Annotated in this window: 11 protein-coding genes; 4 read left to right on the top strand and 7 right to left on the bottom strand. The window is 56.4% G+C overall.

Annotated features, from left to right (window positions below):
- Nucleotides 1-81: 81 nt before the first annotated feature.
- Together OIU37_RS21420 and OIU37_RS21425 are read left to right on the top strand one after the other, a co-directional pair.
- Nucleotides 82-1,545 (top strand): hypothetical protein, encoded by a 1,464-nt coding sequence (locus tag OIU37_RS21420; protein WP_264258637.1) that lies wholly within the window; start codon nucleotides 82-84, stop codon nucleotides 1,543-1,545.
- Complete coding sequence (locus OIU37_RS21425) at nucleotides 1,545-2,177, top strand: poly-gamma-glutamate hydrolase family protein (protein ID WP_264258638.1); 633 nt, start codon at nucleotides 1,545-1,547, stop codon at nucleotides 2,175-2,177. The genes OIU37_RS21420 and OIU37_RS21425 overlap by 1 nt, the downstream gene beginning before the upstream one ends.
- A 118-nt stretch (nucleotides 2,178-2,295) precedes the next feature.
- Here OIU37_RS21425 and OIU37_RS21430 read toward each other — a convergent pair whose 3' ends face one another.
- The 7 genes from OIU37_RS21430 to OIU37_RS21460 form a co-directional block, all read right to left on the bottom strand.
- Entirely contained in the window at nucleotides 2,296-2,931 is a 636-nt protein-coding gene (locus OIU37_RS21430; protein ID WP_264258639.1) for an ATP-binding protein, read from the bottom strand.
- Between the two features lie 144 nt (nucleotides 2,932-3,075).
- Complete coding sequence (locus OIU37_RS21435) at nucleotides 3,076-4,011, bottom strand: DUF4417 domain-containing protein (RefSeq protein WP_264258640.1); 936 nt, start codon at nucleotides 4,009-4,011, stop codon at nucleotides 3,076-3,078.
- 182 nt (nucleotides 4,012-4,193) lie between these two features.
- Nucleotides 4,194-4,418, bottom strand: a complete 225-nt coding sequence (locus OIU37_RS21440) for a hypothetical protein (protein ID WP_264258641.1) — start codon at nucleotides 4,416-4,418, stop codon at nucleotides 4,194-4,196.
- A gap of 112 nt (nucleotides 4,419-4,530) precedes the next feature.
- Nucleotides 4,531-5,097: a hypothetical protein gene (locus OIU37_RS21445; RefSeq protein ID WP_264258642.1), complete on the bottom strand. Its 567-nt coding sequence runs from the start codon at nucleotides 5,095-5,097 to the stop codon at nucleotides 4,531-4,533.
- A 326-nt stretch (nucleotides 5,098-5,423) separates the two neighbouring features.
- The gene (gene dsr1 / locus OIU37_RS21450; protein ID WP_264258643.1) at nucleotides 5,424-9,110 is read right to left on the bottom strand and encodes an anti-phage defense-associated sirtuin Dsr1; all 3,687 of its coding nucleotides are present in this window, start codon (nucleotides 9,108-9,110) and stop codon (nucleotides 5,424-5,426) included.
- Between the two features lie 212 nt (nucleotides 9,111-9,322).
- Nucleotides 9,323-9,484 carry a hypothetical protein gene (locus tag OIU37_RS21455; protein WP_264258644.1) on the bottom strand — a complete coding sequence of 54 codons (162 nt, stop codon included), beginning with the start codon at nucleotides 9,482-9,484 and terminating at the stop codon, nucleotides 9,323-9,325.
- Nucleotides 9,485-9,842: 358 nt separating this feature from the next.
- Nucleotides 9,843-10,283 (bottom strand): RbsD/FucU family protein, encoded by a 441-nt coding sequence (locus OIU37_RS21460; protein WP_264258645.1) that lies wholly within the window; start codon nucleotides 10,281-10,283, stop codon nucleotides 9,843-9,845.
- A gap of 359 nt (nucleotides 10,284-10,642) precedes the next feature.
- On the opposite strand from OIU37_RS21460, the gene OIU37_RS21465 reads away from it, so the two are divergent.
- The gene (locus OIU37_RS21465) at nucleotides 10,643-11,704 is read left to right on the top strand and encodes an ABC transporter ATP-binding protein (protein ID WP_264258646.1); all 1,062 of its coding nucleotides are present in this window, start codon (nucleotides 10,643-10,645) and stop codon (nucleotides 11,702-11,704) included.
- 85 nt (nucleotides 11,705-11,789) lie between these two features.
- Nucleotides 11,790-13,451, top strand: a complete 1,662-nt coding sequence (locus OIU37_RS21470) for a sugar ABC transporter substrate-binding protein (RefSeq protein ID WP_182208050.1) — start codon at nucleotides 11,790-11,792, stop codon at nucleotides 13,449-13,451.
- Nucleotides 13,452-13,485: the final 34 nt, after the last annotated feature.

The following is a 13,485-nucleotide window of genomic DNA, read 5'->3' on the forward strand; positions in this document are numbered from 1 at the left end:
TCGAAGATCGTGTTTCGGTCTACTTTGTGTGGAGTGGATCAGAGTTCGCAGAGCATTAAAGTTGTTGAGATCGGAGAAGGCATGCGGGAGCTGCCGCAGTGGGAGTTTGACATCTATGCGCTGTCGCTGCCGCGGGGCCATGGCTTCGGCGACCGGGAGCCTACAGCTGCATGGATCACTGACGACGGGCGTACGTGTGGAATCATCACGATCGATGGGGAAGATGGGCCGTTCAATTTCCTGGTCATGCGCCGTCGCGTTGACTCCGTCTGGGTCACCACAGCCGAGGCGGCCGGGTTTCGATCGTTTCGAGAGGCGAGGCTTGCGATCGAGCCGATGATGGTTGAAGGGCAAGCGCCTGAGCCGATAAAGCCGGGCGTCGTCATGCGGCCCGGACTCTTTGATCTGCAGGGTCGCGAGCCAAGCGATGTCTTCAAGGTGCTGGCTCGTCCGTCGCATCATCCGGCTGCCTGGGCGTTAAACCAACTCTATCTTGCTCTTCCCAGGCCGGATCGAAATTGGGTCAGTGATTGCCAGACGGTCAACTTCCACACCCGGATGTGGGAGGCTCAGCTCTTGGCGTCGTTCCGTGAGCAGGGATTGCTGGTCACCCAGCCACATGAATCTCCCGATTTCCATATCGAGAACCGGCTCGGCGGTGAGGCTTGGGTGGAGGCCGTAACTGCCAATCCCGCGGTAGCCTACAATCACGTCAATGCGCCTCACAGTGCGATGCCGGCCGGGAAAGAGGAGATCTTCTTCGGCCCCGCGGCTCTGCGGTTTGCAAAGACGCTGGGGAACAAGCTGGATCGAGCTTACGACAAGCTGCCACATGTCACCGGCAAGCCGTTCATGATCGCTATCGCCGATTTTCAAGCGGCGTCATCCATGATTTGGAGCCGGGAGGGGTTGATCGGCTATTTGTATGGCGAAGGGGCGCGGGTCGCCGTCATCGATGGGCGACCACAGGCTGTTGCGATGCCGGCAACGCACCTGCTTGGTCCTTCGGCGTTTCCCGCTGGCTTGTTCGCCGATGACCGGCACGCGGAACTATCGGCAGTAATCTTCTCCAACGCGTGCTCCATATCCAAGCTATATCGCGTACCGATTTCTGGTGGTGGAGCACCCAAGGGCCTGCGCTACACGCGGATCGGACATTTCTTCGATCACACGCCGGGGGCTCTCGCTGGAATTCCATTTTGCATGGACATCACTAGCGAGGAGTACCGCGCGCTATGGCCTCTCGGATACGAGCCATGGACTGCGGAAATGGAGGTATTCCACAATCCCTTTGCCAGACACCCAGTCCCGGTCGAACTTTTGCCAGAAGCGACCCACTGGTTTGAGCAGGATGGTGAGAGACTTTGCAGCACGATCTACGAAACGTCGATTCTGTGGTCGCGAACCATGATTCAAGATGAGGATCAACGACCACCCGCCCTAGAAGACTTTCTGAGTGGTGTCGACGGTGAAAAGCAACCATCCGAAACACAGGGTACGTCTGTTAGTGGCGAAGATGGCGCTCACTCGAAAAAGGGAAAGTGATGGCCTACCGGTTCTCAAATTACAAAACTCTGGCGGCCGTCTATCGCCTGGGTACGGACTACCTAATCCGACATCAGACGGGCGATTGTCAGGACGTGCTCGTCATGACCCCGCACGGAGGCAAGATCGAAAATCCGGCCTCGGCCATAGTTGAGGAAATCGCAGGGCACGACTATTCCCTCTATGCTTTCGAGGGCAATCTGAGTGCGGACAACCTTTTCGAGCTCCATATCCCGTCCGAGCAGTTCGATGAACCGCTCGCATTGGGATTGGCTGCAAAAGCCAGGCTTGTTGTCGCCATTCACGGGCGTCAGGACTATGGTGACGGTGAGACGATTTGGATGGGAGGCCGCGACACGACGTCTCGTCAAACTATCGGCGCTGCCCTAGTGGAGGCAGGTTTCAAGGTCGACGACGAGCCACCCAAGTTTAGGGGTCGCGATGCGTCCAACATTTGCAATAGAGGAAAACAGGGACAGGGCGTGCAGCTCGAAATTCCCTCGGCCCTGCGGAAAACATTCTTCGCGCAACCTGATGTGCAGGCGAGGTTCGTCACCGCGATACGCTGGGCTATCGACGTCCTCACCTCACCTAAAGCCCAGGACGAAATGGAGGGAGAACCTCCAAGGTAGACTTCGCTGACCACCAAAAGTCCGCTGGGCACCGATTTTACAATGATCGCCTGCATTGGTGCTTTCGTCCCGATAGAAACCTTCAAGCGCCTCACTCGCATGGTTTCGAGGGGACGGACTACGCCAAGCAAGTCACCGAACAGAAGAAGCCAGGAAGCGAAGCAAGTTCGTAGGTCCTTGAAGCAGGAGACCCGCCAAGCGTGCGAATTACCTCTCGGCCATGGTCGCCAGACCGAAATCGCAACTCACGAGCGATATTGGCCAGACCAATCAAGAGAGGTCGAAACCCGAAGCCGTGTCCGCGCTCAGTGAAATATCGCGAAACTCCTTCGGAGAGAATGAGTTCAATCGCTCGTCCGTGATCAGTCAGATGGGCATAAACTGGGTTAGATTTTAAACTAGCAAGAACGCCAACTCCATGGTCGGCAACCACAAACTCAAATCTTCCCGGTTCAAGATTGAAGGCGACATATCCAGTGTCGCTTCTTTGGCTGTGCTCGACGACGTTGCCCCAGAGTTCTCCAATCGCTGCGACGAACTTGCCGCTGTGGTCGCTGGAAAAGCCTGCGTTGACACTCCAGCGTTTGAGCCTGTTGACCATGTCTGTCCAAACAAGAGGATTGGAAACCATCGCCGCGACGGGCACAAACCCGGAGGGATGTGGTTCTTCGCAAAACCAAGCAGCTTCCTGATTGGTGAGAAAGCGGCGAAAATGGCGGGGGTCGAGCCATCCCGTCCCGTGCGGTGTTTGCATGAGCCCTGGAAATATATGCGCGAGCTCTAGGAACGCACCTAATGACTGGGCAATACACGACGGAAGGCCTGTCGGGTCGACGGTGCCGTTCTGTAACGCTAGGGAGATATCCTCAACAAGGTCGAATGAGAGCGTTTCGATGAATCACCTTTGGACTGGCGCCGTATCCTGGTCATAATAGCGAGCCCGAAGTGAGAGGCTCTGTTCGCTTAGGTTATGTGCGAGCATTTCGTCGACTTCACTGGATACCTTTGTTCTGGTCGTAACCCAGTCGAGCTTCGAGTTACCGGAGCGTCTCGCTCGCTGGCGCTTGATCGTCTTCATGTAAGCCGTCGTGTCGATATAGATGACGTTATGGAAATGGCATCGAAGGTGCGCAATGACATCCGGGTCGCCTCGGACAATAATATCCAGTGGGCGGCCAGCGTTTTGAGCGATCTTAAACAGCCCTTCAATGTGGAATTGCCGGCGCGCCTTCTTACCCGCACCCGTAATGAACTCGTAGGAGATGACGCCGATTTCGCTTCGCTGCCTGACGAAATCGGACCAACGTTCGAAGTCCTTTAATGTTCGGGAATTGACGTGGAGCGCGCAGGCGATCCCATTCTGCTCGAACTCACTCCATACAATCGCAATGCGTTTCATCGCGTGCAGATCGTCGGTTCGCGGTTTGTCGAGCAGGAGGCTGAAGTTTGGAGCCGTAACCAGTTGAATGCCTAAATCGCGAAGCTGTCGAAGAACGTGCGAGCGGCGATCTTGCAAGTCCCACCAGGGCTCGATGCGTTCATCGTGGTCGACGCCGCTGAGGATAAGATCGGCCGATAGGTCGATCTTGAAGGCTTCGCAAAGGCGCTTCCGGGTGCCGAAGCGTACTTCACCACGGGCAAAGTCCACTACATCGTGGAGCCTCAAGGCAAAGGCTGATCCGGGGACGGGGAGTTCGCGACCGGTTCGGTGGTAGATTAGCGGCACGATGTAATGCGCGAGGGACTGGTAGTTTCCGGTAACACGCGGAACATTCGCGAGATCGAAACCGAGGATCTCGCGCTTTTGGTCCACGTACTGGAGTGGATTTTTCACGCAAACGTTTGTGCAGTTACTGGGCTCTCCACAACAGAAATCCAAGCAGTCCCAGACGGAATCTCGGACTGATAGTCCGCCGCACCACTCGAATGCAGCACAGTTTCCGCATCCTAGAGCGAGCGAATACGCAAAAGGATCATCCGAGAGGGCTCGCACCAGCACTTCGTTGCTGCCGGGATCTAGCAAAGCGAAACCTCCGCCTTGCCCGAGAGCTTCATGACCCGCCGAACGACACCGCCGGCCGTGCCGCCGCTGTTGGAAAGATTGGCCAATACTTCGGAGTTTGGATTGTCGTAGATGCCGACGACATTATTGTCGCGACGGGCGGTGATAGAGGTTTTGCTCAACTCAATGATCAACCTGTCGCCTTCCTTGACGATCGCGCCCTTCTGGAGCGAGATCATGGCGCAGCGAGGCTGATCGGTGGGCTGCTGCGTAAACAGGTCTGGCGTCGCGAGTTCGACGCGTTTTCGGTCTATATGCTTTCGTATTGTTGTTCGAGTTCGCGTCAGAAACTCAATTCCCATGCACGCGCTCCATTACCAAAGGGCGGTAGTATTTCGATCTACCTTTTGTGTATTCTCGAATGATTCCACGTGAGGCCAAGCTGGCTAAGCGGTTATTCCACGCTGTTGTACTCTTCGTTTTTTCGGCTTCGCCAAACTTTTCCATCAAAGAGTTGGCATCGACTTCGTCGAACTTCAAGACGAGCTCAAAGGTCATCTGTTGCTTTGGGTCGAGATTGCCGACAAGCTCTACATTCGTAGTTGTTTCGTTGTCTGTAAGCTGGCAGGTTATGATCACATCGTTCTTAGCGCCTGCGATTACAGATAGTTCATCCCAGATATCTGCATTCGCATTGGCAACAACAGGATAATAAGACGAGCTCTTTGTTCGGAGATAAGATTTCAGTGCGAACACAGACTCACGGAGATAACTGGCAGTAGCCACGTCAATACTGCCAAAGTCGAGAAAAAGAGGCTGCGGGGCTGCGACAGTTTCCGGGATATTCTTAATCATATCCACGAACGCGAGCTTTCCGTTTACAGCCCCCGCGAGGATGGCGCTATCGGAAATTTGCATTAAAGAGATTCTCACCAATGTCATCCTTCTCACGTGTGGTAGGTGAGATATAGTGTTAGCAAACCGCGCTGTCAAGAAAAGGTATCCTTGAAATAGGTGAGCGAGAAGAAATGACGAGGATCTCAGCTGAGGTTGTCCAGCGACCGTCATCTGGGGTGTAAATGAGGACAGCCTATGGCGCTATGTGATGCATATGTGTTCGGCCCAGGAAGCAGCCTGTCGGGTCGCATAAACGATCGCGGTTCTGAATGTACCGGAGGAGTTTCTCAACCCGCGTTACGCCTGGGTAAAGTTTTCACCAGAATGCCAACTCCCACGCTCTGCAGTTAGCGCCTGGTGAGCTGGGATAACTGAATAAAACGATGATCTGATGCTGAAACCGGATGAGCTGCAACGATTAGCTCCAGACACCTCGCGAGTTCATTGCGCGACCATAGCCGACTCCTGTTGACGGTTCGATCCAGGAAATCGAGCGTCGCCAAAGGGTACTTTGATGGCAGGTCGGAACCGTGCAGCCGATGGATCGCGAGGTCTGTATCGTCTACTCGTTGCAACCAGCCTCTAAGAATACCCATTGCCTCGGGGAACTTTTCGCCGGCCGTCACGATCAACGTGGCGATGTGACCGGATATGCGCGGAGTAACCAGCTCTTGGGATTTGGGCCATACGTAGCGAAAATAAGGCTTAACCCGATTGTCCCAGTACTCTGGCGCTTTGGAGCCCGCGCCCTCCAAGCCGTCGATGATCGTCTGCAAGACTTGGATCAACCCGTCCTCTGGAAGCTGCGCGGTCGCGCGCGAAAGGTCGGACCGAGTATAGATATCGACTGATTCCAGTGCTGTAAAAGTCAGCAGGCCCGCATATTGGTCACCAAGCTCACCCAGCGCCTGGTAGTGTTCTCCAGTCTTCAGGAACTCGTTCTTCACGCTCTTTATAAGGGGCACGTACAGACGCGGCGACCAAAGGAAGCCTGACCACGCAATTGTTGCTTCCTGCGCCGAGAATTCCCAATCAAAAAGCGTCAATAGATTTTCGCGGGTCCAATCCTCGTCCACACGAAATAACGATATCGCGTTGGAGCACAAGAATAGCCGCCCCAGTGCAAATCCCGCGATCTCGGTGTCGCAAAGGTGTCCAAAAGTCCATTGGAACTGAGGGTCTAACCCTTGACCATCTTCGAGGCCCTGGGCATACCAGAGTTTAATGAGACCATCGGTGATCTGACCAACCGGGCTGTTGAAGGCATCCGAAAGTACTGAGCCTCCGGGCTCGTATTGATCATCGACATGCTGTTCGAGACTCCTGTTGGCCAAGCTGAAAAACGCATCTTGGTTGGATTTTGCAAATGCTCCACATGCTTGCAGCCAGCCACTTAGAGTGTGGTCGAGCGCGGCTATCACATCATCGGGGGCCGCTGCCAATTGCGCGCCGACCCAGCGCCAGGACAATTTAGCATGTTTGTCTGTTGCCCAGGCCCGAAGCGCCTCTTTCCAACGGCCGACGATCCAGTCCCCATCTTGGGCAAGCTCGATGAGGGCCAATGCCGTCCGGGAAAAATCGCGGCGCGATCGCTCGACGAAATCATCGGTCTCGTCGAAGTCATTAGGCTCGCGATGTTCCGTCAGCCAGATCTTCAAATCCGCCCGTGACACTGGCGTCCTCGCGAATGTCCTCTCGATATCACCGGAGAACATGTAAAACGCAAATTGATCCCGTTCTTCGACCGCCCCCCAAGCCGGATAATTGGTTTCGAAATACGAAAGCTTTTTTCTGGCGGCGACAGACAGATGTCCCCCGTTGTCACGAAACACGCCGAGGCGGCGCCAGATTTCGCGATCACTCCGGCGGGCCCGCCGCTCGGGCTGAAGGTCTTCGTCTTCTTCGACCGGACCCTGCAAGATCGTTGCCGTCAAGGTTGAGGCGTCGCGTCGATTGAGCCGACCGGCAAGCCCCGCGATCAACAGCAATACTTCCCGCTGAGTCTCCGGGCTCCACAGCCATTCACCTTGGGCCCCGAGGACGCGATCGAGCGCGGCGTTCGTCTCGAAAAGCTCGGGGCGGGTAGTAAGCGCAAAGAACTGGAGGCGCCGAAATATCGGATAGCCGAACTCGTCCCACCGCTCGAACTCCCGCTTTGAACGATCTGGCCATGTATCGGCGGCCGCTAGCCATGCGTCGCGCACGAAATCGATCAGCACCGTCCAATCACGAAATGGTCGATTCTGTGGATGCGGCGCGATGGACGGATGCTGATAGAACGTCGCGACGCTTTCGCCGTCGTCGCTCAAGGATGTGGCAAGTTCCATTGCATCCCTTAACAAATCTGTCGCGTCCGACAAGAGGGCGGGGAGCGATGCCTTCCAGACATCACTCTCGAACACATCTCGTAGCGCCGAGCCTGAATGCGCCCCTCCGACAGTCAGTTCCCACTCAATCGACGGCCCGTCGCTCTCGCCCTCCTCGTAGCCTTCCCGGAGGATGATGCAGGGCGACAGGAGTTCGCGTAGCTTCATCCTCAGAATTGGCGTCAAGCGCCCCGCGGCCTTAAGTTCCTTTACCCAGTTATATACATCGAAAATGACGGACGAGTCTGCGATCCGCTCCGACAGCAGAAGCTGCCAATAAGCCCGCATGATCGGCGATATCTTTGTCGAACTATCCAGCGCGTCCTGCACCAGATAGGCGAAGTTTTCCTGGAGGATGCCGCCGTTGCGCGACGTCCACAGCAAGGTTCGGGGATCGTCCAGATGTTTGATCAACCAGCGGGCAATTTGCAACATGATAGTGTCTGCGACACCGCTAACATTGGCGCGCCGAAACACCAGTCGCATCCAAGGAGCGCTGGCATAGGGCCAAGGACGCTCGACCATACTGAACTTGAGGCTCTCGTCTTCATCGAGATTTGGAGTAACCTGGAAGCGGATGAGATCCTGATACTTGAAAGCCGCCTTTTCGAACTCAAACAGCCACTCTATCGGCGCAGGAGGGTCAATATCTGCAAAGGCTTTCGCCGGAAGACCGGACTTGTCGCTTAAAGCCCAAAGTATCCGGCCCACAAAGTCATCCTGCTTGGTACTTCCCTGCGGCTTGGCGCGCCCATGCCTGATCACGATACTTTCTTTGCCGCGGACGCCGTCACGATAACTGTCTGCCCACGCCCTCAGTGTCCGGTGCAGGGGACCATGTCCCTTACCAGCATTATAAAGGATCGGCCGAACATTCTTCGATGACCACACCTTAGCGGCGTGGTCCTCCTGCCCTTTTTCACATCCGCCAAAGGCATAGGCAGCGGGTGACTTCTCCCCGATCAGGCGATCAGCCGCGAGCGCGTCCATCATATAGCGCAGGACCGGATCATCGATACTGTAACCGACGAAGCAGACCGTGTAGGTGCGAAATAGTTCACTTACGAAACGAGCCGCCCATCGCTCGGTCAAGTAAGCAAGGCCAAAATCGCCGCTTGATGCGACAAGCCGCTCCAAATCACTCGAGGAAGGCTTTTCCGGCAGGAAACCGTGAAGATAGACGAGACCATCCCATTTCGCCCTCTTGGGGATGGGTAACAATGGTGCGCAATAACTTGGATAATCGACGCCTTGCCGCTTCATTGCTTCCACGAATAGGCGATCGAAGTTGGTTGTAATCAGCCGGAGGCGTTGATCGCTTGACCTGCTTAGGGTTAGCAGCGCCTCATGCGTCGAGGTGGCGTCGCGCTTCTTCAGGTTGGGAGTCAGGATTGCGGCGATTGCTTCTCTAACTCTAATCCGATGGTCGACAACTCGATTTTCCAGAAGAGCGATCGTCGTGTCGTAGGACTTGCTGGCCAGAGCCAATTCTTCGATCGGGTTAGGGGTCTCACCGATTTCGGCATAGATTCTCGTGACGAGATCGCGGAAGCCGGGAAGTTCTGCCGGATAGGAAATGCCGGCGCCACAGAAGAAAACGACCTTACCATCTTCGTGCGCCTGTAGAAGCTCTTCGGGAACATCTGGACCGTTGGCGACGAACTGCATCAATATCTCACTTTAAAGCCGCGTCAGTGCGAATTGCTCGCAGACTTGATATTTCCGAATCCGATTACTTTAGGTTGTCACGACGTGGGGTCAATCGGGGCTCGGGGATATCGGCCGGACAACGATCCCTCGGGCAAACCGGAGCCAAGAGAAAGTTGCTTCCGGCGGCCTCACTAACTACCAGATTTTAGGATTGCCCAAGACTTGTTTAATCAACGTCTGGCGAGTTTCGCGTGGATGGTTTTAATGGTCAATGCCGCTCTGATCGCGCTCAAGACAACAGCCGAGGCCAAGGTCCACATGACACGTTGATATGTCCGCCCCGCCGTGAGCGCCGCCAGATCGATATCCGCTATCCGCGCTTCTACAGGCATGCTCGGTGCCTCCTATGAAAACAGCTCGTTGCTCCATCCGGCATGCAGATCTTGGGTCGGACATCGTCGACTCTTGGGTTGCGAACGTGCTTGTTCGGCCCCTTCCTTCATGGCTGAGCTGAGCGCATCGCTGCGATCGTGCGTTGCGGTGCATCGAGGATCGCGGAAAGACGCGCTCCTCGCCCAGACTTCGGCGACGTTTCGAGATCCGACATTGCCTGCCCCCAAAGGATTGACGTTGCACTGCAGCATACCCGATCCGAAAATTCAGGCAACTCTAAATTGCGCAGCAATGGTGAATCACGAATGCTTCTGTCAATCGTGCGCAAATATACTCCCACTGCCGGGGCGTGCCTGGCTAGATAACGCCTTTGCTGAAAATAAAGCATCCGTACGGACCCGGATCCGAGGTTCTGACGATTGCGAACGAATTTTTAGCCGCCTCGTAAAATGCGAAGCGTTCCAATGACTCCATCTTGACCGGTCGCTCCTCAGCGCGATCTATCACAGTCTGTATCGCGGAAAATATCGGCATTTGGCTTTCCGGATCGCCGACAACCTGCATCCGTTTCACGGGTGCATCGACGAATGTGTCGAGTGGAAAAAGCTTGAGGATTGCTTCCGCCGCACGCTCAAGACCACAACCCGACACGTCTATGAGGCGGCCGTAGGTTGTCTGCCGTGCGATGGTCTGCGCGGGATGATTGACATCGCACAAGACCAATTGGTCCCCGTGTCCCATCAGCATCAACGCATGTATCAGTTCAGCGTTGATGACCTGATCGATTCCTTTTAGCACCTTGGTACCTCCCCTAGATGCAGGCGTTGTCTTCACAGAGTATATGTGTGGCGTGATGTTTGCAAACCCTGCTTTAAGCGATACGCAGTGCTTTCCTTTGATGGTGTAGGGCGGTGGCGCCGATAATCTGGGCCTTATGTGGGGAAGGGCACGGAAGGTGGGGGTAGGATAAAATAATTCCGAACCTGCAGATAAACTACTTTACAAGAATATGTTATTATGTGAAGTATCTGCCCGGATGGCGACCCTCCCAGGGTAGACCGGACGGCGGCGGTTGTTGCTGGATGCGACTGCCGCCGCCTCCTTCTGGAGGGACGATCAAACGTCGTGAGGAGCGCGACGCACCGGGAGGAATTGCATTGGCATCCATGGATATCGTGAACGTCGGCAAAGCCTACGGAAGCCTGACCGTTATCCACGGGGTTTCGGTGGAAATTCCCGATGGCGAGTTCGTGGTCCTGGTCGGCCCTTCGGGCTGCGGCAAATCCACGCTTCTGCGCATGGTCGCGGGCCTGGAGCCGATCACATTCGGCGAAATCCACATCGACGGACAGGAGGTGAGCGATCTGCCGCCCAAAGATCGCGACATCGCCATGGTGTTCCAGAGCTACGCGCTCTATCCCCACAAGACCGTCGCCGAGAACATGGGCTTCGCACTGAAAATGCGCGGAGAGCCGAAAGCGGATATCGATGACCGTGTGAAGAAAGCAGCCGAGATTCTCGATCTGGTTCCTTATCTCGCACGCTATCCACGTCAACTCTCCGGGGGCCAGCGACAACGTGTCGCCATGGGACGGGCGATCGTGCGCGATCCCAAGGTTTTTCTGTTCGACGAACCGCTTTCCAATCTGGATGCGAAGCTGCGAGTGCAGATGCGCGCGGAGATCAAGGAATTGCAGCGGCGGCTTGCGACCACGATGATCTATGTCACCCATGACCAGGTCGAGGCGATGACGATGGCGGATCGCATCGTTGTCCTGCGGGACGGACGCGTCGAACAGATTGGTTCACCGCTCGAACTCTATGACAAGCCGGCCAACACTTTCGTTGCCGGTTTCATAGGCTCGCCGTCGATGAACCTGCTCAAAGGCCACATCCGGACGTCCGGGGCACCTTTTTTCGAGACCGACGACGGTATCCCGCTGCCGCTTATTCGCGCACCGGAAGGCTCCGACGGCCGACCCGCCTTTTACGGCATCCGGCCGGAGCATTTCGCACTTGGCGGCGAAGTGACAGCCAACGTGACTGTTGTGGAAACGACGGGATCGGAGACGCAGGTCTTTGCCCGGATCGGCAACCAGAAGGTCATCGGCGTCTTTCGCGACCGGGTGGAGGATCAATCCTGCCAGCCGATGGCGATGACGCCAAACCCGGCATCCGTGCATCTTTTTGATCTGAAAACGGGATTGCGGCTCGATTGAGAGCCGCTTCGCCGATGCTCCGCGACGCAGGGGCTCGGTCGATACCCATCACGTGTGGTGATTTGTTCAACGGGAGGAGTGAATTATGAAGGTCAGTGACTTCGAAAGAATGATGGCGATCGGCCTGAGCCGTCGCGCCATTTTGAGGACCGGCGCCAGTCTGGGGGCTCTTGCCGCCGCCGGCACCATTCTCGGTGCTGTCGGCAGCGCCAGCGCGCAGGACGCGTCCTTGCGTAGCCAGATCCTGCAGATTCCCGGCGTCGGCAAGGGGTCGCCGACCGATGCGGATTGGCAGAAGGTCGGGGAACTGTGCCTCGGCGCCACCAAGAGCAGCGTGAAGCAGGGCGAATTTGCCGGCGTCGAACTGTCTTTCATGGGTCTCAACAACCAGAATCTTCACAATGTGATCTTCCGTGGCTTCCTGAAGTCCTGGGAAGACTACACCGGCGCCAAGATTTCCTGGATCGATCTGGCGCAGGCAGACTATAATCCGCGCCTGCAGCAGGCCATCGCCACCGGGACGGTGGATTTCGACATACTCGAAATGGGCGCGCCTTTCGAAGGCGACGTCTGCGGCAAGGGCCTGGCGTCGGAGATGCCGGACTGGGTCAAGACCCAGATCGACATGGACGACTATGTCGACTACCTCAAGGCGCCGGTCGGAACCTGGGACGGCAAGACGTATCGCATCTCGGTCGATGGCGATTGCCACAACTTCAACTACCGCGCCGACTACTTTACCGATGCCGATCTGGCAAAGGCCTGGAAGGACGAGGGGCACGAGGGCGAGTGGGGTGTGCCCAGGACCTGGCAGAAGGTTCAGGAAGTTACCAAGTTTCTCAAGGGCAAGACGATCGGCGGCATGGAAGCGATCGGCTATCTCGATGCGCCGAAAGCCTGGGGTGGCTTCGGCTTCTATTTTCTCGGCAGCCGCGCCACCGCCTATGCCAAGCATCCGGACGACAAGGCCTGGCTCTTCGACGTTGATACGATGAAGCCGCGGATCAACAACCCGGCCTGGGTTCGGGCCATTCAGGACGTGATCGACGCGTTGCCGTCGGAGTCTGGAGATCAGCTCAATGCCGACCCTGGCACCACCGCGTTCCAGCAGTTCCTGGCTGGTACCGGCTCCATGGTTTCCTGGTGGGGCGATGTTGGTTCGGGCGCGCGCACCAGCGACAGTTCCGTGGTAGGTGATACTGTCGCGTTTGACATCCTGCCTGGTTCTGACGACGTCTACAATTCGAAGACCGGTCAGTGGGACAAGCTGCCGAGTGGTCCGAACCATGCCCCGAACATGGCCTACCTCGGATGGGGTGTCTACGTCATGGCCCGGGTCGACAGCGACGAAAAAAAGAAGAAGGCAGCCTGGAGCGCCGCCGCCCATCTCGGCGGCAAGGACCTGGCTCTGTGGATGGCGGCATATCCGTCCGGCTTCCAGTGCTATCGCAAGAGCCAGTTCGAAACCAGGGAATGGGTCGAGGCTGGCTACGACGAAGCCTTCATCTCGAACTACCTCGCCTCGCAGTCGAACTCGTACAATCACCCCAATGCTGCCATCGAGCCGCGCATCCCCGGCATCTTCCAGTATTACAGCGTCGCGGAAGACGAGTTGGCCAAGGTGTTTGCCGGCAAGATGACAGCCCAGGAGGGGGCGGATGCAATCGCCGTTGCCTGGGAAAAGATCACCGATCAGCTGGGCCGCGACAAGCAGATCGCGCTCTACAAGGCGTCGCTCGGCGTCTGAGCCTGAGGCCAATCGCCTCAAAAGGCTCACTTGC

It is taken from the genome of Rhizobium sp. BT-226, assembly GCF_025847085.2.
GTDB classification, from domain to species: Bacteria; Pseudomonadota; Alphaproteobacteria; order Rhizobiales; family Rhizobiaceae; genus Rhizobium; species Rhizobium sophorae.

Excerpts from the sequence above, each read along its gene's own strand:
- dsr1 (WP_264258643.1), bottom strand. The coding sequence starts at position 9,110 with ATGCAGTTCGTCGCCAACGGTCCAGATGTTCCCGAAGAGCTTCTACAG.
- OIU37_RS21470 (WP_182208050.1), top strand. The coding sequence starts at position 11,790 with ATGAAGGTCAGTGACTTCGAAAGAATGATGGCGATCGGCCTGAGCCGT.
- OIU37_RS21420 (WP_264258637.1), top strand. The coding sequence starts at position 82 with ATGCGGGAGCTGCCGCAGTGGGAGTTTGACATCTATGCGCTGTCGCTG.
- OIU37_RS21455 (WP_264258644.1), bottom strand. The coding sequence starts at position 9,484 with ATGCCTGTAGAAGCGCGGATAGCGGATATCGATCTGGCGGCGCTCACG.
- OIU37_RS21445 (WP_264258642.1), bottom strand. The coding sequence starts at position 5,097 with ATGCAAATTTCCGATAGCGCCATCCTCGCGGGGGCTGTAAACGGAAAG.
- OIU37_RS21430 (WP_264258639.1), bottom strand. The coding sequence starts at position 2,931 with ATGCAAACACCGCACGGGACGGGATGGCTCGACCCCCGCCATTTTCGC.
- OIU37_RS21425 (WP_264258638.1), top strand. The coding sequence starts at position 1,545 with ATGGCCTACCGGTTCTCAAATTACAAAACTCTGGCGGCCGTCTATCGC.
- OIU37_RS21440 (WP_264258641.1), bottom strand. The coding sequence starts at position 4,418 with ATGATCTCGCTCCAGAAGGGCGCGATCGTCAAGGAAGGCGACAGGTTG.